The sequence below is a fragment of the Nitrospira marina genome (assembly GCF_059568365.1).
The window spans coordinates 2,136,559-2,156,923 of record NZ_JCANTH010000001.1 but is presented as its reverse complement, the minus strand read 5'-3'; the positions used below and the strand labels follow the sequence as shown (position 1 = coordinate 2,156,923).

Annotated in this window: 19 protein-coding genes and 1 tRNA gene; 7 read left to right on the top strand and 13 right to left on the bottom strand. The window is 48.7% G+C overall.

Translation table 11 applies throughout. The annotated features are described in order from the left end of the window. Positions 1–5: 5 nt before the first annotated feature. The 9 genes from LX98_RS08825 to LX98_RS08785 form a co-directional block, all read right to left on the bottom strand. On the bottom strand, positions 6–902 hold the full coding sequence (locus tag LX98_RS08825) for a M48 family metalloprotease (protein WP_496428550.1): 897 nt from the start codon (positions 900–902) through the stop codon (positions 6–8). A gap of 36 nt (positions 903–938) precedes the next feature. Further along, positions 939–1,895: a signal peptide peptidase SppA gene (gene sppA / locus LX98_RS08820; RefSeq protein ID WP_496428549.1), complete on the bottom strand. Its 957-nt coding sequence runs from the start codon at positions 1,893–1,895 to the stop codon at positions 939–941. 5 nt (positions 1,896–1,900) lie between these two features. Next, on the bottom strand, positions 1,901–3,085 hold the full coding sequence (gene carA / locus LX98_RS08815) for a glutamine-hydrolyzing carbamoyl-phosphate synthase small subunit (protein ID WP_496428548.1): 1,185 nt from the start codon (positions 3,083–3,085) through the stop codon (positions 1,901–1,903). Between the two features lie 49 nt (positions 3,086–3,134). Beyond that, on the bottom strand, positions 3,135–3,665 hold the full coding sequence (locus LX98_RS08810; RefSeq protein ID WP_496428547.1) for a DUF4149 domain-containing protein: 531 nt from the start codon (positions 3,663–3,665) through the stop codon (positions 3,135–3,137). A 9-nt stretch (positions 3,666–3,674) separates the two neighbouring features. After that, on the bottom strand, positions 3,675–4,997 hold the full coding sequence (locus tag LX98_RS08805; protein ID WP_496428546.1) for a dihydroorotase: 1,323 nt from the start codon (positions 4,995–4,997) through the stop codon (positions 3,675–3,677). A gap of 9 nt (positions 4,998–5,006) precedes the next feature. Beyond that, positions 5,007–5,948: an aspartate carbamoyltransferase catalytic subunit gene (locus tag LX98_RS08800; protein ID WP_496428545.1), complete on the bottom strand. Its 942-nt coding sequence runs from the start codon at positions 5,946–5,948 to the stop codon at positions 5,007–5,009. Positions 5,949–5,955: 7 nt separating this feature from the next. Next, positions 5,956–6,507, bottom strand: a complete 552-nt coding sequence (gene pyrR / locus LX98_RS08795) for a bifunctional pyr operon transcriptional regulator/uracil phosphoribosyltransferase PyrR (RefSeq protein WP_496428544.1) — start codon at positions 6,505–6,507, stop codon at positions 5,956–5,958. A 240-nt stretch (positions 6,508–6,747) separates the two neighbouring features. Then, positions 6,748–8,529 (bottom strand): hypothetical protein, encoded by a 1,782-nt coding sequence (locus LX98_RS08790; RefSeq protein WP_496428543.1) that lies wholly within the window; start codon positions 8,527–8,529, stop codon positions 6,748–6,750. Between the two features lie 111 nt (positions 8,530–8,640). Continuing rightward, positions 8,641–9,951 carry a glutamate-5-semialdehyde dehydrogenase gene (locus tag LX98_RS08785; protein WP_496428542.1) on the bottom strand — a complete coding sequence of 437 codons (1,311 nt, stop codon included), beginning with the start codon at positions 9,949–9,951 and terminating at the stop codon, positions 8,641–8,643. Positions 9,952–10,632: 681 nt separating this feature from the next. Between LX98_RS08785 and LX98_RS08780 the strand changes: the two genes are divergently transcribed. The 3 genes from LX98_RS08780 (at position 10,633) to LX98_RS08770 (ending at position 12,419) form a co-directional block, all read left to right on the top strand. After that, on the top strand, positions 10,633–11,106 hold the full coding sequence (locus LX98_RS08780; RefSeq protein WP_496428541.1) for a hypothetical protein: 474 nt from the start codon (positions 10,633–10,635) through the stop codon (positions 11,104–11,106). Between the two features lie 178 nt (positions 11,107–11,284). Next, positions 11,285–11,360 (top strand) — tRNA-Phe (locus LX98_RS08775). 39 nt (positions 11,361–11,399) lie between these two features. Then, the gene (locus LX98_RS08770) at positions 11,400–12,419 is read left to right on the top strand and encodes a hypothetical protein (protein WP_496428540.1); all 1,020 of its coding nucleotides are present in this window, start codon (positions 11,400–11,402) and stop codon (positions 12,417–12,419) included. A gap of 231 nt (positions 12,420–12,650) precedes the next feature. On the opposite strand, the gene LX98_RS08765 is transcribed toward LX98_RS08770, so the two are convergent. From LX98_RS08765 to proC, 3 genes are all read right to left on the bottom strand, one after another. Continuing rightward, positions 12,651–13,385: a transglycosylase SLT domain-containing protein gene (locus tag LX98_RS08765; protein WP_496428539.1), complete on the bottom strand. Its 735-nt coding sequence runs from the start codon at positions 13,383–13,385 to the stop codon at positions 12,651–12,653. Between the two features lie 340 nt (positions 13,386–13,725). Then, positions 13,726–13,911 carry a hypothetical protein gene (locus LX98_RS08760; protein WP_496428538.1) on the bottom strand — a complete coding sequence of 62 codons (186 nt, stop codon included), beginning with the start codon at positions 13,909–13,911 and terminating at the stop codon, positions 13,726–13,728. Between the two features lie 63 nt (positions 13,912–13,974). After that, positions 13,975–14,790 (bottom strand): pyrroline-5-carboxylate reductase, encoded by an 816-nt coding sequence (gene proC / locus LX98_RS08755; RefSeq protein WP_496430582.1) that lies wholly within the window; start codon positions 14,788–14,790, stop codon positions 13,975–13,977. 362 nt (positions 14,791–15,152) lie between these two features. Between proC and LX98_RS08750 the strand changes: the two genes are divergently transcribed. The 4 genes from LX98_RS08750 to LX98_RS08735 all read left to right on the top strand — a co-directional run bounded on the left by LX98_RS08750 (position 15,153) and on the right by LX98_RS08735 (position 19,182). Beyond that, positions 15,153–16,262: a HEAT repeat domain-containing protein gene (locus tag LX98_RS08750; protein WP_496428537.1), complete on the top strand. Its 1,110-nt coding sequence runs from the start codon at positions 15,153–15,155 to the stop codon at positions 16,260–16,262. Positions 16,263–16,368: 106 nt separating this feature from the next. Further along, positions 16,369–17,463 carry a HEAT repeat domain-containing protein gene (locus LX98_RS08745; RefSeq protein ID WP_496428536.1) on the top strand — a complete coding sequence of 365 codons (1,095 nt, stop codon included), beginning with the start codon at positions 16,369–16,371 and terminating at the stop codon, positions 17,461–17,463. A gap of 30 nt (positions 17,464–17,493) precedes the next feature. Then, positions 17,494–18,597 carry a HEAT repeat domain-containing protein gene (locus LX98_RS08740; RefSeq protein ID WP_496428535.1) on the top strand — a complete coding sequence of 368 codons (1,104 nt, stop codon included), beginning with the start codon at positions 17,494–17,496 and terminating at the stop codon, positions 18,595–18,597. Positions 18,598–18,663: 66 nt separating this feature from the next. Beyond that, complete coding sequence (locus tag LX98_RS08735; RefSeq protein WP_496428534.1) at positions 18,664–19,182, top strand: hypothetical protein; 519 nt, start codon at positions 18,664–18,666, stop codon at positions 19,180–19,182. Positions 19,183–19,271: 89 nt separating this feature from the next. Here LX98_RS08735 and LX98_RS08730 read toward each other — a convergent pair whose 3' ends face one another. Continuing rightward, positions 19,272–20,360 (bottom strand): LPP20 family lipoprotein, encoded by a 1,089-nt coding sequence (locus LX98_RS08730; RefSeq protein WP_496428533.1) that lies wholly within the window; start codon positions 20,358–20,360, stop codon positions 19,272–19,274. Positions 20,361–20,365: the final 5 nt, after the last annotated feature.

The window sequence follows — 20,365 nt, the reverse complement described above, 5'->3', positions numbered from 1 at the left end:
GGTTCTCAGGATTTTGAAACCGATCCAGATATCGGTTTTATAGTGGGAGATTCAGGTGATTCGGAAGGGGATGTCTCAGGATGATAAAATTTCAGTGCTTGGGGAATCCAGGCTTCAATCTGATTAATTCGGGTCACATCCGATGGATGAGTGGACAGAAATTCTGGAATCGCATTTTGACTGCGAAAACAAAATTTTCCGATCATTTTTCTCGGACATCCACTCATACGTTCCCAAAACGGCACCGCTTCCCTCGGATCGTAGCCGGCCTTGGCCATCAATTGCAGCCCGATAAAATCGGCTTCGGTTTCCTGGTCACGGGAATTGGGAAGGGCCACCCCTACTCCGTAGGCGCTCATGGCCCCAATAGCCAAGCCAGGGTCGACGCCACCGGCGGCGGCTCCAGCCAATGCACCGAGTTGACCAATTTGTTCCAAAATTCCACGACTGTATCGCTCGGCTCCATGCCGTTGCAACGCATGGGCAACTTCATGTGCCATGACTGTTGCCAGCCCGCCTTCTGTTTTTGTGTATTTTAAAATGCCGGTAAACACCGCCACTTTTCCACCAGGCAATGCAAAGGCATTCACTTGATCATCATCCTGAATGACGGCGAATTCCCAGACATATTCCGGTTTTTGGGCTGCCTTGGCAATGCGTTGTCCCACACGATTCACCATTAACGCTATTTCTGGATCCCTACTTAATGGGGCCGACTTTAAAACCTCGCGAAATGCCGCAAGTCCCAGGGCAATTTCCTTTTCTTCCGAAATATAGATTAATTGATCTCTCGCCGTCCCCGGAGCCTTTTGACATGCTGAACTTAGCAACAGGATGGCACCGACCGCACTGGCCAAGAGCCATTGGAATGCCTTTGCCGAATCCGGTGGATCGTGGGTCATGGGAACAACATTTCTTACATCAGAACGATATCGATTTTACGGCATCCACATATACAGTATTTGTGGTGTCCCTCCGGTCAATACGTTGAAGAGAGAATGCGAATCGACCTGTGGAAACCCGATAGGCCCAATCTGAGGAGGATCAAACCGTGAGTAAATATTCTGATGAGTTCCCCCTCCTCTGGTGTACGTGACGACTTTGGCCTGTTTCAAATTTGCTTCTTTTTTGGCCAAATCAACCGCCTCATCCAAATATCCAATGCTATCCACAAGACCCTTGGATTTGGCAATATCAGCGGTAAAAATCCGTCCGTCAGCTACCGTGCGAATCTGCTCCATGCTTAATTCGGGTCTTCCCTCTTTCACCACCGAAAGGAATTGCTCAAACAAATGATCTATGGTCCCTTGAAAAATAGCCCGCTCTTCATCATCCATTGGCCGGAATGGAGAACCCATAGATTTTTTAGGACCCGAAACAATCGCCGCCGGCTGGACCCCGACTTTTTCCAGCAGCCCTTCTGCATTCATGGTCACCATAATGACCCCGATACTTCCGGTAATGGTAGAAGGATGTGCAAAAATATGGTCGGCGGCCGTCGCAATGTAATATCCGCCGGAAGTGCCCAAATCCATAATGGCCGCAATGATCGGGACAGCGCGTTTTTTCTTAAAGACTTTCAGCTCATGATATACCAAATCTGAGGCCGTGACTGATCCTCCTGGAGTATTTATTCGAAGAAGAATAGCTTTGACATCTTTATCCGCTTCGGCTTTGGTCAATTCCTCTTTGATCCGTGCCGGAAGACTGGGTTCCTCCAAGATACCCGATGCTTTGCCTGTCGTCAGCATGCCCGAGATATCAATTAGCAACACCTTATCCTTTCCCTCACCAGAAATGGTGGCTTCCTGGAGTTTTCCTCCTCCGGGAAACAGATCAATATGGATGCACCCGCTGACCGTAAAAAGAAAAAGGATCAAATAACAACGAGTCATCAACATTATCCACGGCCTTTCATCATTTCCAGAAATTGTCGGAATAAATACGAAGAATCATGCGGGCCCGGGGAGGCTTCCGGGTGATACTGAATAGAAAGAATTGGACTCTCTAAGCCTGCCATCCCTTCACAACACCCATCATTCACACTCCGATGCGTAATTTCCATTCGTCCAACACAGGAGTCAAACTGTTGAGACGTCAATGTCGTACACGCGCCTTCCTTGTGAGGAAGGCCAACAGCAAAATTATGGTTTTGCGAGGTAATTTCAATCTTTCGGGTGCGAAGATCCATGACTGGATGATTGGCTCCATGATGCCCAAAGGTTAGTTTATGAGTGTGCAATCCCAGGGATAATCCCAATATCTGATGCCCCAAACAAATTCCCAACAGTGGTTTCCAACCCAATAGCTGCTTGACGGTTTCTACCGCATAGGGCACCCCTTCGGGATCTCCTGGGCCATTGGATAACACAATTCCATCTGGATTAAGGCGACGGACTTCTTCCGCGGTCGTCGAAGCAGGCACAACCCGAACCTGACATCCCAGATCCACAAGACTTCGTAGAATATTCTGTTTCACACCAAAATCCATGACTACCAGTTTCAAAGGGGGCTGAGCGGTGTTTTGAGTGAAAAGGGACGGGTCACCATTAGCCGGGTCCATAACAACGGATCTCTCATTCCATTCATAGGCGTGCGGACAGGTGACCTCCCTCACCAAATCACGCCCAATCAGGGAAGGCACGGCCTTCGCCTTTTTCCGCAGGGTGTTGTCATCGAAATCTACATGAGAAATGATTCCCATTTGTGAGCCGTGATCACGGACATGACAGGTCAGTGCTCGCGTGTCTATCCCTTGAATGGCCACAATACGATGCTCAATTAAATAATCTTCAAAAGATTGCCGGCTACGCCAATTACTCCGGTACTTGGCCGCTTCACGAACAATAAATCCTTCCGCCCACACCCGATGCGACTCATCGTCTTCCGGGGTCACTCCATAATTCCCTATTTGGGTTGAGGTCATCAGCACGATCTGCCCTTTATAGGAAGGGTCGGTCAAAATTTCTTGATAGCCCGTCATGGCCGTATTAAATACCACTTCTCCTACGGTTTCGCCTTCGAAACCGAGTGCATGTCCCTGAAAGATGGTTCCATCGGCTAACGCCAGAACTGCAGGCTTCATGGTCTTTCCTTTTTCATCTTCTTATTCCCGTTGCACCGATCAAGAGTAATTATGAGCGAGAAGCTATGGGGTGGTGAAAGAGAGCTTTCCGTACTTTTACAATAAGCAGCGAAGCCGCGAGACCAAAGTTCACCAAGTGGCAGGCTCGTACGATCATATGAAGACGAAAAAATTTTGCGTAGGCGGTATCTTTGTCTTCTTTTGAGACCGCCTCAAAGGCCTCTTCCTGTAAAGTAATTGCTTGGGGACCGAGAACCACCAGTATGCTGAACGTCATAAGGGCCATTCCGGCCAGAAGCCACCATTCCATGGAAGAAACGGCAAACATCTCGGAGGGGGTATGGCCAAAAGCCCGGAAGCGAATCACGGCCACCACACCCAATAAAATCAAAATCCAGACATTCATGAAGCCAAACCCATCAAAAACTCTCCGTAAAAAACGGCCAGCTGGTTCCATCCCGAAGGAATTAAAAACGGCAGGAATCACCAACGCAATAATGACGACTAACCCGCCCACCCATAAGATTAAGGCACACAGTTCGAAAAGAAAACCCACGACCCCCCAATTAATCCGCTTCATACTTTTGAATTATCGGGCATCATAGACCATCCTGCCATCAACCAAGGTCATCTTCACTTTTCCCTTCATTGTCCAACCCCCAAATGGCGTATTCTGACTTTTTGAGAAAAATTTAGTGGGATCCACCACCCACTCTTCTGAAGGATCAAACACCACAATATCGGCATGTGACCCTGGCTGGAGGCTTCCAACAGGAAGATGAAAAAGCTGGGCAGGAGATCTGGTCAATTTATCAAGCGCCTGTTCAAGGGACAAGACCCCCTCATGCACCAGACGGAGGGTTAAGGGAAGAGCGGTCTCAAACCCTACAATTCCAAACGGAGCCGTATCAAATTCCAATTGTTTTTCTTGGAGAGCATGGGGAGCATGGTCGGTAGCAATGGCATCAATGGTGCCATCAACCAGGCCCTGTTTAAGGGCTTGAACGTCTTCATCCGTCCGCAATGGCGGATTCATTTTGGCATTGGAATTATAACAGCGGACGGCTTCCTCCGTTATGGAAAAGTGATGAGGACAGACTTCTGCGCTCACCGGCAACCCTTGCCCTTTTGCATGACGGACCAGTTCCACCGAACGGGCGGTGCTCAAATGGGCCAGATGCACATGAACTCCGGTAAGATCCGCCAGAGCCAGGTTTCGAGCCACCATCACCTCCTCTGAGGCATCGGGAATCCCTGGCATCCCGAGTTCAGTCGATACCATACCCTCGTTCATGCAGCCGCCATCGGTTAAATGCAGGTCTTCGCAATGGTCCACAACAGGAACTCCAAAGGCCTTGGCATACTCCAGCGCCCGTCGCATAACCAAACTATTCATCACCGGGCGCCCATCATCAGAAATGGCCACACATCCGGCGTCCACCAGCTCACCAATATCCGCAAGGTCTTCTCCTTCGGATTTTTTGGTGATGGCCCCGATCGTGAATACCCTTGCTTTACCGGCCTCTTTTCCTTGGGCCAACATAAATTTTGTGATGGCAGCGTTATCATTCACGGGCTGAGTATTCGGCATACAACAAATGGTCGTAAATCCTCCTGCCACGGCCGAGGCCGCGCCAGTTGCGATGGTTTCTTTGTATTCAAATCCGGGTTCCCGTAAGTGGCAATGCAGATCGACAAGGCCAGGTGCCACAATCCAGCCATTGGCCTCAAGAATTGTAACTGATGAATCCTGACAAAGGGGGTTCGTCAGTGGAAAACCGACTTCAACAATGTTTCCATCTTGAATAAGCACATCGGCCCGTCCATTCACGTGGCCGGGGTCAATCACGATTCCACCTTGAATACAGAGCAGATGAGAAGAGGAGGGAGACTGTCCTGTCTTTTTGGTCATGTTGTCCGATTATTCGTTAAGGGTTGAACGTTCACTAGATCCTGATAATAAATACATAAGAGCCATTCGCACAGAGACGCCATTAGTCACTTGATCCAGAATCACTGCTACTTTGCTATCAGCGACCGATGGCGAAATTTCCACGCCCCGGTTCAGAGGACCGGGATGCATCACAATGGCGTCCGGTTTGGCAAGCTTGAGTCTTTCCGGCGTTAAACAAAACAATTTGGCATATTCTCGAAGACTGGGAAGTAATGCCCGTCCTAAACGCTCACGTTGCAACCGCAGCATGATGATCACATCCGTTCCAATCAATGCCTTATCAAGATCGTGGAACACCTCCACACCGAAATGTGCGAGACCGAAGGGAATCATGGTTGGTGGAGCCACGACTCTCACCTCTGCCCCGAGTTTGGTCAGAGCAAGAATATTCGAGCGAGCCACGCGGCTATGTGCAATATCGCCAACAATCACCACCACGAGGCCCGAGACGCGGCCTTTTTTCTCATTTATGGTGAAGACGTCCAAGAGGGCCTGAGTGGGATGTTCATGCCACCCATCTCCCGCATTGATCACCGATGATCTGACCGAACGCGCAAGGTTTTCTGCGGCACCGGGTGATGGATGACGCAGCACAATAATATCCGCCTGCATGGCTTCAATATTTCTGGCGGTATCGACTAAGGTTTCTCCTTTCACCATACTACTGGTCGAAGGCGAAAAATTAATGACATCGGCACTCAAGCGTTTTGCGGCCAATTCAAAAGACGTTCGAGTACGAGTACTGGGCTCAAAAAATAAATTTACCACTGTTTTCCCTCGCAGAGCCGGAACTTTTTTGATGTCCCTTCCTCCGACCTCTTTCAGGGATTCGGCTGTCGTCAGAATCAATTGAATTTGGTCAGCTGATAAGGCCGCAATGGTCAATAAATCTTTACGTTCTAGACCCATAATGATTTTATGGTGTTAATATGGAGACCCGATCGTCCTGCCCTAATTCCTCAAAAAAGACTTGGACGTTTTCTTCCCGGGCAGTTGGGATGCTTTTCCCGACATAATTAGCACGAATAGGAAGCTGCCGATGTCCACGATCGACGAGAACAGCCAGTTGAATTTCGGCAGGGCGCCCTAAATCCATCAACCCATCCAAGGCAGCACGAATGGTTCGTCCGGTAAAAAGTACGTCATCGACCAGCACGATTTTCAAATCGGATATATGAAATGGAATGGTCGTTTTTCGTATTTCCGGCTGATCTTTTCTGATGGAGAGATCATCCCGGTACAATGTGATATCCAACTCACCAAGAGGCACGTCCCGTTTTTCAATCTGCTGAATTCTGAGGGCAATCCTTTTGGCGAGAAACACTCCGCCCGTGCGGATCCCGACTAACGCCAACCCTTCAATGCCTTTATTCCGTTCAAGAATCTCATGACTAATGCGGGATAGGGTTCTGGCCATTTCCTGACCATCCATTAACAGTCGTTCGTGTGGTCGAGGAGAAGTGTTCATGTCATCGCGCCCCATGAAGACAAAAAAAACCCTTCTCAGAACAACATGAGAAGGGCGCACATAAAATGGCCAAGGTAGTGGCCGTCATCGTTTGACTCTCCTTACCCACCTCGCCGGATGGGTTTTAAAGGTTTCCCCATACTATTCGCACAACGTTCGGCTGTCAAGATCGTGAAAAGGAATGTTCATTCAACGGGCCCAACCAACCTTTGCGATTTTACGGTAGGGCCCCTTGGAACTCTAATACCGAACAGGATTTTGAATAATCCAGACCGTCAATTCAGGATTTAACCATCCATTGGGAAGTATCGTTTGGTGAATTCGGAAGGGAGGCAAAGAATCGCCTGCGGCAGAATAGAGAATCTGAAGGCCTAGACTCTGGAAATTCTCCTTCAAAACGGGGGGACCGGCCACACACCCTACACTCCCCTCAGCAAGATAGGTCCGTAAAAATTTTACCCAACAGTCGATCATAGTGGAATTTGAATAATCTGAAAAGGGAATCCAGAGATAAATCCAATCATACCTTGTCGGCAATGTTTTCAACATGAGCTGCTCAAAGGGGAAAAATTGAAAATTTGAAAACCACGCCAACCGATCCATTCTAGAAAGCCTATTCCAAATAGATTGGGCATGTTTTTGAGCAAATTGTGGCCAGGTGTACCAAATGGTATGGATTTGAGTTTCCTGGAATTGGAGGCATGAACCCAATCCCGCTTCGCAATGGGAAAGCAAGACGCGTTTTGCGTGAGATCGTAAGCGAAAGAGATCCTGATGTTCCTCAAAAAAATCATCCCAAAAATCAAAAATGAAAGGTTGACTTTCCTTTTCCCCGATCATTTCAGATTTATCAGGATACAGTAAAACCGAAGAAAAGGCTTCCTGGGGAGTCAGCAGAGGGGGGGTGATGGGAAAACCGTCCCGCCAAGTGTAGGCGAGCGGCTTCCAGGAAATCGAATGGTTCGGTTTGGTCAGCTGCCAGGATGGTCGAACGGTCAATTCCTTTTGGGCAGGGCCATCAAATAACAACAGGCCGTCCGCCGTGACTCCCGCTCCCCGATTGTCCGACACCGGCAAACCTGACTCGGGTATTCGATTAAACGGGAGGCCGGAAGGGTCATCCCACCATGTAACTTTTTGAATCATCTGGTTTCTGACCGTCACGCAAATATGCTGTTCTTCATCCATAAAGCGAACGGGAAAACCGGAAGCGGGAAGCCAGTGAACTTCATGCGATCGTTCAATATCCAAAAATACTTCCAGCGGGGATTGCCTGGAAGAAACGGAAGGGGTAAAAAATAGGCTAAAGAGCCGGAACGCCGCCTCGGAAGGATATGCCGGAATCCCCCGGTATTGCAGGGCGCGGCCGCCATTACTATTTTGATCATCGTAGAGACCTCGGATGAGTTCAAATGTAGCACTACCGGTTCCCGGCAAAAGGGACAAAAACAATTCTACCACTGGGAGATAGTCAATCCGACTCCACTCCATCCGACTCATACATGACATGAACCTGGCTTCTTCAAAGGATCCATCGGGTAACACATAAAAAGCGTCTTTAACCTGGTGAATCGTGGCTTGTCCGTTACCATGAAGGACGACATCCTCATCCCGATAGAAAAATCGGACCATTGCCAAGTCGGAATGCAAGGACCGGGCTGCCATCTGACGCAGGTCGTCTTGGGTGATCTGTTCCCAGCCTGGCCGCCGAGATAAATCTAAGGAAATGGTATTGACCAACCCTTCCGGTTTAATCCCGACCCATTGACCCCAATCCAATCGAAGGCGGGCAGAGACAAGGGATAGCGTCCCCGTTGGCTTTTGCTCCCACAAACATTCATGGAGCGGATTTCCCTCTGGATCTGCCAAAAGAATCCGTTGCCCATGCTTGCCATACAACACAAAATGACCAGTGGGCTGTTCTAGGATCCGCCCACCTGCGGACTCCCATTCCTGTCTATAGATCTGATTGGCAGGAAAACGTAAGCCTTGGGGATGATTCAATACGCATTGAAGGTTCATGATGTGGCATGAAAAAGCTTAGAAGGCAGATTACCTCTGAATACAAAAATCGGAGACGGGATTGGTGTGAGAAACAAATGTTGGGAAGACTGCATCGAACCGACCGGGCCTTTACTCCCGGACTTGCCCGGAACCGTATACCACATATTTCGAACAGGTTAAATCTTCCAACCCCATGGGACCACGAGCATGGATCCGGGTTGTGCTAATCCCGATTTCGGCACCCAACCCAAACTCATAGCCGTCGTTCAAGCGGGTCGAGGCATTGACCATCACGGTACTGGAATCCACCTCTCGCAAAAATCGCAGAGCCCGGTCATAGTCATTGGTCAAAATAGAGTCCGTATGACGGGAACCGTATTGGTGAATATGGTCCATGGCGCTCTCCATATCCTTCACCACTTTGATCGCCACAATGAGCGATAAAAATTCTTTGCCGAAATCGTCTTCTTGGGCAGGTTTGGCCTGAGAAAGGATTTGGCAGGTTTTCAAACATCCCCGCATTTCGACCCCTGCCTCAATAAATTCTTCGGCCAAGGGCGGCAAGAATTTTTTGGCCACTTTCTCATGCACCAGAAGAGTTTCCATGCTGTTACAGGTCGAGCAACGCTGCACTTTCGCGTTGAAACTGATTCGTTGGGCCATAGCCAGATCCACATCTGAATCCACATAAATATGGCATACCCCTTTGTCGTGCTTGATCACCGGGATGGTAGAGTGCTGAGTGACCGTGTCCATCAGCGCCTCGCCCCCACGAGGAATGATGAGATCAACTAACCGGTGGCTTTTGAGCAGAGCAAGAACGACCTCGCGGTCAGTCTTGTCGATAAAGGTAATGGCTCCTTCGGGAATTCCAGCCTTTTGGGCCGCTTCCCCAAGAATCGTCGCAAGGGCCAAATTGGAATGGTGCGCCTCGGACCCCCCTCGCAGCACACACACATTGCCGGATTTGAGACAGAGGGCCGCCGCATCAGCGGTCACATTGGGGCGGGATTCATAAATGATTCCGATCACCCCAATCGGCACACGCACTCGACCGACTCTCATTCCATTGGGTCGTTGCCAGAACCCCATCGATTCGCCAACCGGATCCCGTAACTGTGCAATCTCGCGAATGTGCGCCGCCATATCGGCAATTCTGGCTGGAGTTAATCGAAGTCGATCAGCCATGGCCGTCCGTAAGGGATTCTCTTCGAATGCTGAAAGATCTTCTTCATTGGCCTTAAGGATCGCTTCTTCTTCAGCCTCCAGCCCATCAGCCATAGCCATTAATGCCGCATTCTTTTTCATGGCATTCAATCCACTCAATGGCCGAGCAGCCTGTTTGGCTTGTTGAAGCAAGGGTTTCAGGTATTCCTCAGGGGAAAGCTCTTCCTCTTCTCCTGAAACTTCAAGTTCATCTTGAGATTTATTGGTTTGCATAGCCTTATGTTTTCCTGAGGTAACAATATTTTATGGACGGAATAGTGTTGAGAATACCTGGCAGTCACAAAAACCGTCAAGGAAGCGAGGATTGGACTGAGCGGACAATTGACTTCCTGCTTTAGAAAAATTGTGCACGACCCTATCGAGCATCTATCTCATTAAGAAAGAGTTGACCTCTGTAAAAAACATTGGAGTGGAGTTAGCTATCCGTCTTTTTGAGATAAAGTCGACTAAGTAGAAGAAAGATGGATTTGCCAGGGACCTTACCGGTTTATGAAAAATTGATTGATGTCAGGAAATCAAAACATGTCCACTGAAATTTCAAGATAACGGGTTGTTTTGACTCGCTCATCCGTGCAACTCATAACGAATCTCACCAATTTTGAAGCTAGCTGCCAACGTTGCCATCAAATTTTGTCTCACTCCTAGCGGGTAAAACCGGATCATTTTTTCGAATCGGTCCGGAAACCATTCATAAAGAGTCGAAAGCTTCTGAATCCGAGCATTGCGGCATACAATAAAGTGTTTCCTGAAAAAACCTGTCTGCGGCAAAAGTGCGATTGGTCAGAATATGAATGCCTGCTTAAAAACCGCAACAAAAAAAACGGTTCCGATTATCATGGCCTTCATCATTATGGTAGAGTAATCTTGGGCATCGAAGAATTTGAGAGTTTGATTATGGTGAAAGAAAAAATACCCAATCTTTCGTTTTTAGCAATCACATTCGTTTCATTTACTTCATGGTTTACCCTCTTTCCAGCGAAAGATTCAACGGTTGAGGCAGCCCTGAATTCTGAAGAAGAGTTGACCGCTAGTGACCAGGTTCCAGTGGACAATTCGACTAGAAAAAGGTCAATTGACTTGCGAAAGCAGCAGGGTTGGGAGAAAAGGTTATTGGGAGAAACATTTTCTGAGAACCATTTCCAAAAGAATCAATCGCAAAATAGCTCTCTGTTTCATCTGAAATCACCAGGAAAACTGCCAGGCATCGAATTCGGAATCGAAATGCATAGCATTCAGGCTTTTCAATCGGTCGTTCCTACAGAGAATTTACCAAAAGCCCTGGAACTCAAGCGGGAACAACCTCTTCTTCTCCCTCCCTCAATCAATGCCCCGGATTACAATGGAGGATTCCTCCGGTTCACCTGGTAACAAAAATGGCGTCACTCCTCACAAACATAAGACTCTGAGTCAGCGCCACCTTGGGCGTGATGTTTAAAAATTTTTCCAATTCCAAATCCTCCAAAATAGGAAAAAGTTGATATAAATTGGAAAATGAAGAAGCCTTTGTGTTATAAAATCGGGTCGAAGTCAATGGTTCTAGGAGTGTGCCGAGGTAGCTCAGTTGGTAGAGCACAGCCCTGAAAAGGCTGGTGTCCGCAGTTCGATTCTGCGCCTCGGCACCACGAAAACAAAAACTTCACATGTCCTCCCGACCCACCAGCATGAAGCTTTTAAACTCTCCGACAATCAGGCCTCTTCCCATTGGTACTGAATTGTTGTTGATTCTTGTCACCTCTCTTGTATTGCTAAGCCCTCAATCCATTTTTGCCACTGAAGGTGATGGTGTAAAATTGGCGCAAGTCTCTTCTCAACCATCACCTCCCCCAAAAACCAGAACCGTTGTTGCGGACCTCTTAATGGTCGATGGCGGGTTTTATGTGGTTCGAGGGGAACGTGGAGAAATTCGTATCGAAGTCACCCCGGAAACTCAACTGGCTGAGTCATTCACCTTTGGCGATCGTATCAAAGCAGTGCTTTTACCAGATGACAAGGCCATTGCCATCACAAGGGCACAGCCAGGAGAACCGATTGGGACAATAAGCAAAGCTCCCGTCACCCCAGTGCCTCCATCCACTCCATCTCCCGGCGCCAAATCGAAACCATCAACTCCCCCGACAAAAGTATCGCCGAATGTGCGGATTATCATTGCTGACATCTTAATGGTTGATGGAAATTTTTATATCATCAGAAGCGACTATGGAGAAATTCAAATTGAAGTGACGCCCCAAACCCAGGTATCTGAATCCTTCAAGTTTGGGGATCGGATCAAAGCAAGGGTCACCCCACAAGATAAGGCATTATCAATTGTTCGCGCGAGTCCAGATGATTCTCCTGGGATTCGCGTGGAGGAAGGCCCTTTGGCCTCGACTCCGACCGCTCCTCCGGTTGTAATTGCCCCCGAAACAGAACCCACAGGTTCCAAAAAGGACACGGCAACGACTGCTCCAAATGTGGCTCCAAAAGTTCGTACGATTGTGGCCGAGATCCTAATGATTGATGGAAACCTGTATGTTGTCAGGGGGGATCGAGGAGAAATTCGTATTGAGGTTACTGCAGAAACAACCCTTTCTGAATCCTTTAAATTTGGGGATAGGATTAAGGCCAAAATTTTGCCAAATGATACCGCACTATCCATTGAACGTGCCCGGTCTGATGAACCACTTGGGACCCAGACGCCCTAGAGCCCATATTTCCTTTTTCCCGAAGAATTCATCGTTTTATTTTTCAAGATCTCGAAATATATGTTTTCTGTGTTTGCAAAACCGACTGCGGAAAATGGCTTCCCATATGAATCTCCGGATGAGCGAAACAACTGGGGACAAGTGATTTGGAAAAGACTAGGCCAAGGGGAATAGACCAATGAAGAAGGCCACAGGGGTAAGGCTAAATATCAAACGCTGAATACGAAGAAGTTAAATATCCACTTGCGAGCTTTTTGCCTCACGTTTCACAACCTGTTGAAGGATGTTCCGATAGGCTCGAATCCGCTTGACATATTTAACAGGCTCCCATCCACGGGCATAACGATGAGGGAGGTCCTGATAATATTCCTTGTGAGCTAAGAGGGGAAGAATGCTTTTAATGTCTTCCCACTGATTGGAATTTTTACCTAAACGTTCAGCAAGCAATCGAGCATCGTTAATATGTCCCATACCAACATTGTAGGCCGCAAGAGCAATAAACATGCGATCCGGCATGCGAATGTGGTCAGGAACCCGCTTTTGCAAATAGGACAGGTAGCGAGCCCCACCGGCAATGCTTTTTGACGGGTCAAGCCGGTTTTTAATTCCCAGATCAGAAGCCGTGGAACGTGTGAGCATCATAATTCCACGAACCCCTGTGGGACTGACGGCCTTGTGATTCCATTGAGACTCTTGATAGGCCATGGCCGCCAACAACATCCATGAAATACCTGACTTTTTTTCAGCTTCCTGAAATTCTTCCCGGTAAGAAGGAAGCCTAGTCTCAATATGTCGCAAAAAGGTCTTTACCTCATACGCGGGCAGATTTGTTCCTAATTGCGCTGTCCGCTCCTGATGGGAGAGGAAGTTTCGATCATGATGGGGAATCTCCCATAGGACTAACAGTACTCCCAATAAGGCCATAACCAGACCGAATTGTTTACCGACCTTTTTAATTGTTTCCATGACCAGTATCATTCCTTCCGCATTTACAACGAATCGTCATACTAAACAATTGTACTGGGTGTATTGATGGAAGAGAATCCACGTCGGGTTACAGGATAAGGTTATGGTGGCATAAAGAGGGGAATTAGGCAAGGAGAATTTCCCCGATATCCCTTATATAAAAAACAAAACCTTCCAATATTCTGTTGTCGAATCAATATCTTAAAAATTCACGGCATTTTCATTTAAATAAGAAATTCGACTATGTAACGAATAGAATCAAAACTTTACTTTACTGATCTTTTCGGATAATCCAATCAGAATATTTAGAGACTTCTAACCCCATCGAACGGTCTCTAGCTTAAGACTTGTTAAAGACACCAGCGTCACAAGAAAAATACTTAATTTGCTTCAGGGGAATAATGGTGACTTCCTTAGGAGTATCAACTTCAAGAATTTCCATATCATCGCTGATGGTATGACGAATGGCGTCCTTGAATTCTAATTCTTTATTATCAACAAAGATAACCTTGACCCAATACTGCACCGTATACTCCTTTCAATAAAGCTTTATGGAATGTATGTAGAAAACGTCAGCGCGCCGCCCAGATCATTTTTGACCCAGCTCATAAGACCGAGCCGTAGCAGCTTTGACGGCTTTCATTAAGGTCGCCCGTACCCCACCTGTTTCTAGGTGTTGAAGACCCGCAATCGTTGTCCCACCCGGTGACGTCACCCGATCTTTAAGTACGGCAGGATGTTCGCCACTTTCAATCACCATCCTGGCCGCCCCTACTACCGTTTGTGCCGCAAGGACACTGGCGACTGGTCGTGGAAGACCGACCAGGACCCCTCCGTCTGTGAGCGCTTCAATTACCAGATAGATATACGCAGGACCACTTCCGCTCAGGCCCGTCACGGCATCCATTAAGGATTCCTCCACCATGACGACTTTGCCAACCGATTCAAAGATTGATTGAGCCAGGTGAAGGTGGTCCTGGGAGATCCCTGAACTTCCGGCCAATGCCGTGACACCTTCCTGGATGACTGCAGGGGTATTGGGCATCGCACGAATAAGGGAAATGTTTCTCCCGACATGCTGTTGAATGCGTGCTAAAGGATACCCCGCTGCGACGGAAATCAGTAAGTGCTCCTGAGAAATCTGGCCTTTGATCTCTGCCAGCACGGTATCCATAACCTGAGGCTTCACACAGAGAACAATGATATCGGCTGATTTCACTTCATCAGCATTATTAGATCCCACATGAACTTGAAAGGTCTTCTGAAAATGCTCTAACCGGATTGAGGAAATATCGGTAACAGAAATATTGGCGGGAGACGCAAGATGGGCTTTCAGAATTCCTGTCACCAACGCATCAGCCATGTTGCCGGCCCCTAAAAATACAAACTTTGGTGACTGCCCCATCCACCGAGTATAGCCGGAGACTGAAAGGGGTTCAACTTCACTCCCGGGAATATGAACAGAATCTCTCAACAATATTCCCTACAATTCAATGTCCTTATCTATGCCCTTTGAAACTGCTTCTAAAAAAATATTTCATTCAACAACAACCCTTTTCAAAAACGGTACCCTGCTTGAGGAAGAGCAATAGTCGCTTGCCCGGGCTACCCGGTGGATAGTTTTTCGTACGGCATTGAGTTGCCCCTCCCTTTATGTGAAGAGTATATTAGAAAACCCTGTAAATTCGTTTAGAAACGTTTGTTCCGTTGCCATTTCGCTTACGTTGCAGTCCAAAATGATAAAAATTTAGAAGCAAGGAGGAAGGGATGAAAGCCTGGCCTGTTTTCTTCATTTTCGTGTTATTGGGTGTTGGGGGCCTGGCAGCCGAAGCCCGCCAAATTCCTCTCACGCCAGAGCAAAAAGCTCAATTAGAAACGGCCCAGACGGTATTGGTAGAGGTCCTTGCCTTAACGGAAAAAGGGACGTATGACTCCAGTCCACTGGTTGCCACGGTCAAGGCGCGCTTGGAAGACATCGGGTATACGGTCACCACGGACCGCTCCCAGCCGCACGATGTGGCAGTGAAAGTTAAATGTGAAGAAGCTAAGACGTCGACCCGCACCTCTCCCTCCGGCGGGGATGTGGACCTGGCTGATGCACCCAACCGCCTCTGGAAAGGGCCGGCCTGTCTGTTGACGTATTTTCTCCAACAGAACAATTTCCAATGGAAAAAGGAAGTGCGCACGACCTTTCCGGATGCCAGGCAGGCGGCCCAGCAGGCCCAGGTTGACGATGCCGGAGCCTATGCAATGGACCAGCTCAACCAACGGCTCGCAGAATATGACTTCCCGGTTTTGCTCTCGGCCGAATGGGGGCAAATCGATCGCCTGCTTAAACTGTTGGATAACCCCAACACGCCCAAACTGCGGAAAGTGAAAATTCTTTCCGTCCTCAGCAATGTGCATGCGGAAGACGCACTCCCGCAACTGACTAAACTTCTCGAGTCCACCGACTTGCAACAAGAAACCATCAGTGCGCTTTCAGGCGCAGGAGCCGATTCCATACCGGTCCTCATTGATTTATTCCAAACCAGTCCTCAATCCAACATTCGGACGGAAGCGGCAAAATCCTTGGGGGATATTGCAGCCAGGACGGGAGATCCCCGCACGATACCCCCATTGGTGGAATATGTTTCCGAAGTCTTACCCCAATTGAAAACCTCGGAAGATATAGATTTTCCTCTGCTCACTGAAGTGGTCTGGGCGATTGGAAAATTACGATGGGCCCACTCTATGAGGCCAATTGCAGAACTACAGGATAAAGTGTGGCTGATTCATGACAATTCAAAAGAGATGGCTGAGTTGCGAGAGGCCACCAATTGGACCTATAAGGCAATAGAATTGCAAGATGCTGCCATGTTGCCGTCGTATTGTTAATATACGGTACAATTTAAGAAATTCCGTTCAACTTCCTGGTAACCAAGTCATACCCCCATGAGACCTATGAGAGTTTGGACTTGGCGATAATGTAAGGAGGTTACTCATGACACGCTGGCCCGTTTTTCTCATTTTCGTATTATTGTGTGTCGGGGCCATTGAATCCGAGGCCCGCCGAATTCACCTCACACCAGAGCAAAAAGCTCAATTAGAAACGGCCCAGACGGTATTGGTGGAGGTCCTCGCCCTAACGGAAAAAGGGACGTATGACCCCAGTCCACTGGTTGCCACGGTCAAGGCGCGCTTGGAAGACATTGGGTATACGGTCACCACGGACCGCTCCCAGCCGCACGATGTGGCAGTGAAAGTTAAATGTGAAGAAGCTAAAACGTCGACCGGCACCTCCCCCACCGGAGGAGATGTAGAACTGGCTGATGCCCCTGACCGACTCTGGAAAGGGCCGGCCTGTCTCTTGACGTATTTCCTCCAAAACAATGATTTGCAATGGAAAAAGGAAGTGCGCACGACATTTGCCGATGCCAGACAGGCTGCTCAAAAGGCCCAGGTTGACGATGCCGGAGCCTATGCAATGGACCAGCTCAACCAACGGCTCGCAGAATATGACTTCCCGGTTTTGCTCTCGGCCGAATGGGGGCAAATCGATCGCCTGCTCAAAATGTTGGATAATCCCAACACGCCCAAACTCCGGAAGGTGAAAATTCTTTCCGTCCTCAGCGATGTGCATGCCGAGGAGGCCCTGCCGCAACTGACTAAACTTCTCGAGTCCACTGACTTGCAGCAAGAAACCATCAATGCGCTTTCAGGCGCTGGAGAACATTCCATTCCCTTGCTCATTGATTTATTCCAAACCAGCCGGCATTCAAGCATACGAGCCGAAGCGGCAAAAGCCTTGGGGGATATTGCGGCCAAGACGGGAGACCCCCGTCCGATTCCCCCTTTGGTACGGTACGTGTCTACGCTATTACCGCAATTGAAAACCTCGGAAGATATAGATTTTCCTGTGCTCACTGAAGTGGTCTGGGCAATTGGCAAACAACGATGGGAGGGTTCCCTTAAACCCATGAGAGAGCTTCAGCAGAAGATTTGGGTGATTTTTGACAATTCGGAAAAAATGGCCGACCTGCGGGAGGCTACGAGTTGGACCTATAAACAAATAGACTTGGATGGCCATCTCAGTTAATACCTCACAATGTATGGTGGGAGATCAGGCATGAGGACATGGGCGGCATGTGTATTCTTTTCCATAGTATTGCTCGTTGGGCTTTTCGGTTCAGAAAGTTTTGCCCGACGGACGTATCTCGACCAAGAACAAAAGGCCCAACTCGAGGCCATCCAAACGATTATGATTCACGTCTTGGCGTTGACAGAGCGGGGCAAAGTCGATGGAACAGCCATTGAAAATGTGGTGAGGCAACGTTTAGAAGAATTGGGCTATACCGTGGTAACCAATCGCGATGCTCCATTCGATGTAAGGGTAAACGTCAAATGCGAAGAAGTAAAAAAATGGTCGGGAACCACTCGCGGGGGCGGTGATGCGGACCATTCTGGCGCCCCATCTCGTCTCTGGAAAGGCCCGGCCTGCCTCTTTTCCTATCAATTGGATGGACGGGATTTAGGGTGGTACAAAGAAGCACGAACCAGTTTTGAAGATCCGAGCGAAGCCGCTAAGGTCGCTCACGCTCCACAATCAGGTCTTTATGCGATTCAACAATTAGCCGAACGGATTCAAGAATTTGATTTTCCCGTTATGCTCGCTGCGGAATGGGGGCATGAGGCCCGCTTGTTCAGGCTACTCAATAACCCCCAGACACCAAATAAACGCAAGCTAAGAATTTTATCCCTGCTGCCTCAAGTGGAATCACACGATACCCTGCCTCTACTAAAAGAACTCATTCAAGATCCTGAACTGGCAGAAGAGGCCATCGTCGCGCTTTCAAGCACGGGGAGCGAAGGCATTCCCCTCTTAACGAAAATTTTTCAAACCCAGAAAGACTCGAAGATTCGAGCGGCCGCAGCTAAAGGATTAGGTGAAATTGGTGCCCATACCGGAGACCCTTCTGTCACCCCGCCAATGCTTGGTTATGTGGTTGAAAACCTCCCCCACCTGAAATCATCTTCGGACATCGATTTCCCGGTTCTGACAGAGGTCGTGTGGAGTTTAGGCAAACTGCGAAATGAAAAGTCTATCGGCCCGATTAATGAGCTACAAAGCAAAATCTGGGTGATTTTTGACAATTCGAAGGAAATGGCCGAACTGCGGGAGGCCACGAGCTGGACCTATAAACAAATCGATATGGATTGGCAGGTTCAGTAGACAGAGCTAATCTCAGCCAACGTCCCCCATCAACCAGATTCATCTTGACGGCCATCAGCTGACGCCATGAAACTGGTCCCCACCCAGCTTACCTGCATTGGTCTTTTCTTTATGGTAAGCATGGTTGGCTATGCGGAAAGAGGCTCCACACAAATGCTCGGAGAGCTCGGGGAAATGGACCGCCTGGAGCATCATGCCGAAGAGGCGATTGCGAATGGAGACCCCGAGGGCGCCGCACTCTCCATTGGGAAGGCCGCTCTCATGGCAAAAATTCTCGCTCAAAAGGAAGAGCACCAACAGACTCGCTCTCTGTATCAAGCAGCAGAAACCCTATTTAGAGGCCAAGAACAAGGCTATCGTGCCTTCGCACTCTTTGAACGAGCGGGAGGACAGCCTCCGGCCTCCAGGGGTGTATGCCAATACATCTCAGATGCTGATGAAAAGGTGAAACAAGCACAGAAGGACCTGAGGGCCTTGCCCGATTTCACCAACGAATCGTTGAAGGACCGCCGGCACCGGCACCTCGAAAAGACCCAAGAATGGGAAAGACTTCTCCAGGGCCTGGAGCAAGACTTGTCATGTTAGCCTGTTCTCAATTTGTTTGACTCGCCAGATTTATCTTCGTCGTCACACAGAAAAAAAGACGTCTTTAAAGAGATCAAGAAGACCGTGTGTTAGCGGGAACAGGCGTTGGGAACTCTCTGACTCAGTGACGGATCCGGTTCGACACTAAACACGGATCGAGTGAGCAGACGGGCGATTTCTTTGGAGATGACCTCCTGCATGACTTTGCTGGCACGAATCCGTGCTTCCTTTTCGGTCACATGCCCTTCCCGTCCCGTCTCCGAAATCACGCCGATGAGTCGATGAGAAGGATTTTCATAGATATCGATATCGCCACACCATCGTACATATTTGAACAAGGGATCCGGTAAATTCACGGTCCAAAATTGTCCTTGCCCAACAATAGCCAAGTCCGCAATCTCCGAGGACTTTGAATCGGCGGGACGGCCTAATAAGCCTTCTTGCTTGAGGCCCTCCAAGATCGCCCGTTCAATGTCCTCATGGTAATCTCCCTCAATAGCAACCGAGATGAGCAAGTTTTGGGCGACAAAATCCATAAATTCTCGCTGGAGTTCTGGGATGCGATAGGACGGTGGCAGACTTTCCCCACTGTTGCGGATCACCCGTAGATCCGTATTGAGGGAATCCCGATCAGCCAAGAGGATCATGGCTTCCTTGTAGCCTCGTATGCGTTGGATTTTCTGAGGATGCGTTCGGCCTTGATGGATCATATTCTCGATCTTCGTATCCCATTCCTGTAATCGTTCCAGTATGGCCTGCTCAGCTTGTTGCCGGTCGAGGCCCGCCAAAGCCCAAAAATGCCTGGTAGACGGTTGATACCAGAGGTCTAACACTTTCACATTTTCCAGCACTTTGCTTGTGGTTACCTGTGTTCGTTGATCGAGTCGTAACTCTCGTCGGGTTTGACTCCGCTCGCCAGACTCTTGAATGGAATATGTTTCATGGTCCATCGATTGGGTCTTCACCTGGGCGGAAAACACTCTGGCAACTGCGGCATACGCCCTTTTTTCGGCTTGTTCCCGCGATTCGGCCTCTCCGATACCGTTGAGATATCGTTCAACGGGGTATGATTGGTGAGGCGACATGATCCATTCAGGCGGAGTCTCCCCTCCCAACCAGGCACATCCCCCCGCTAGGATGCCTATTCCACTCCATATCACTATTCTCAGGATATTCATGATTG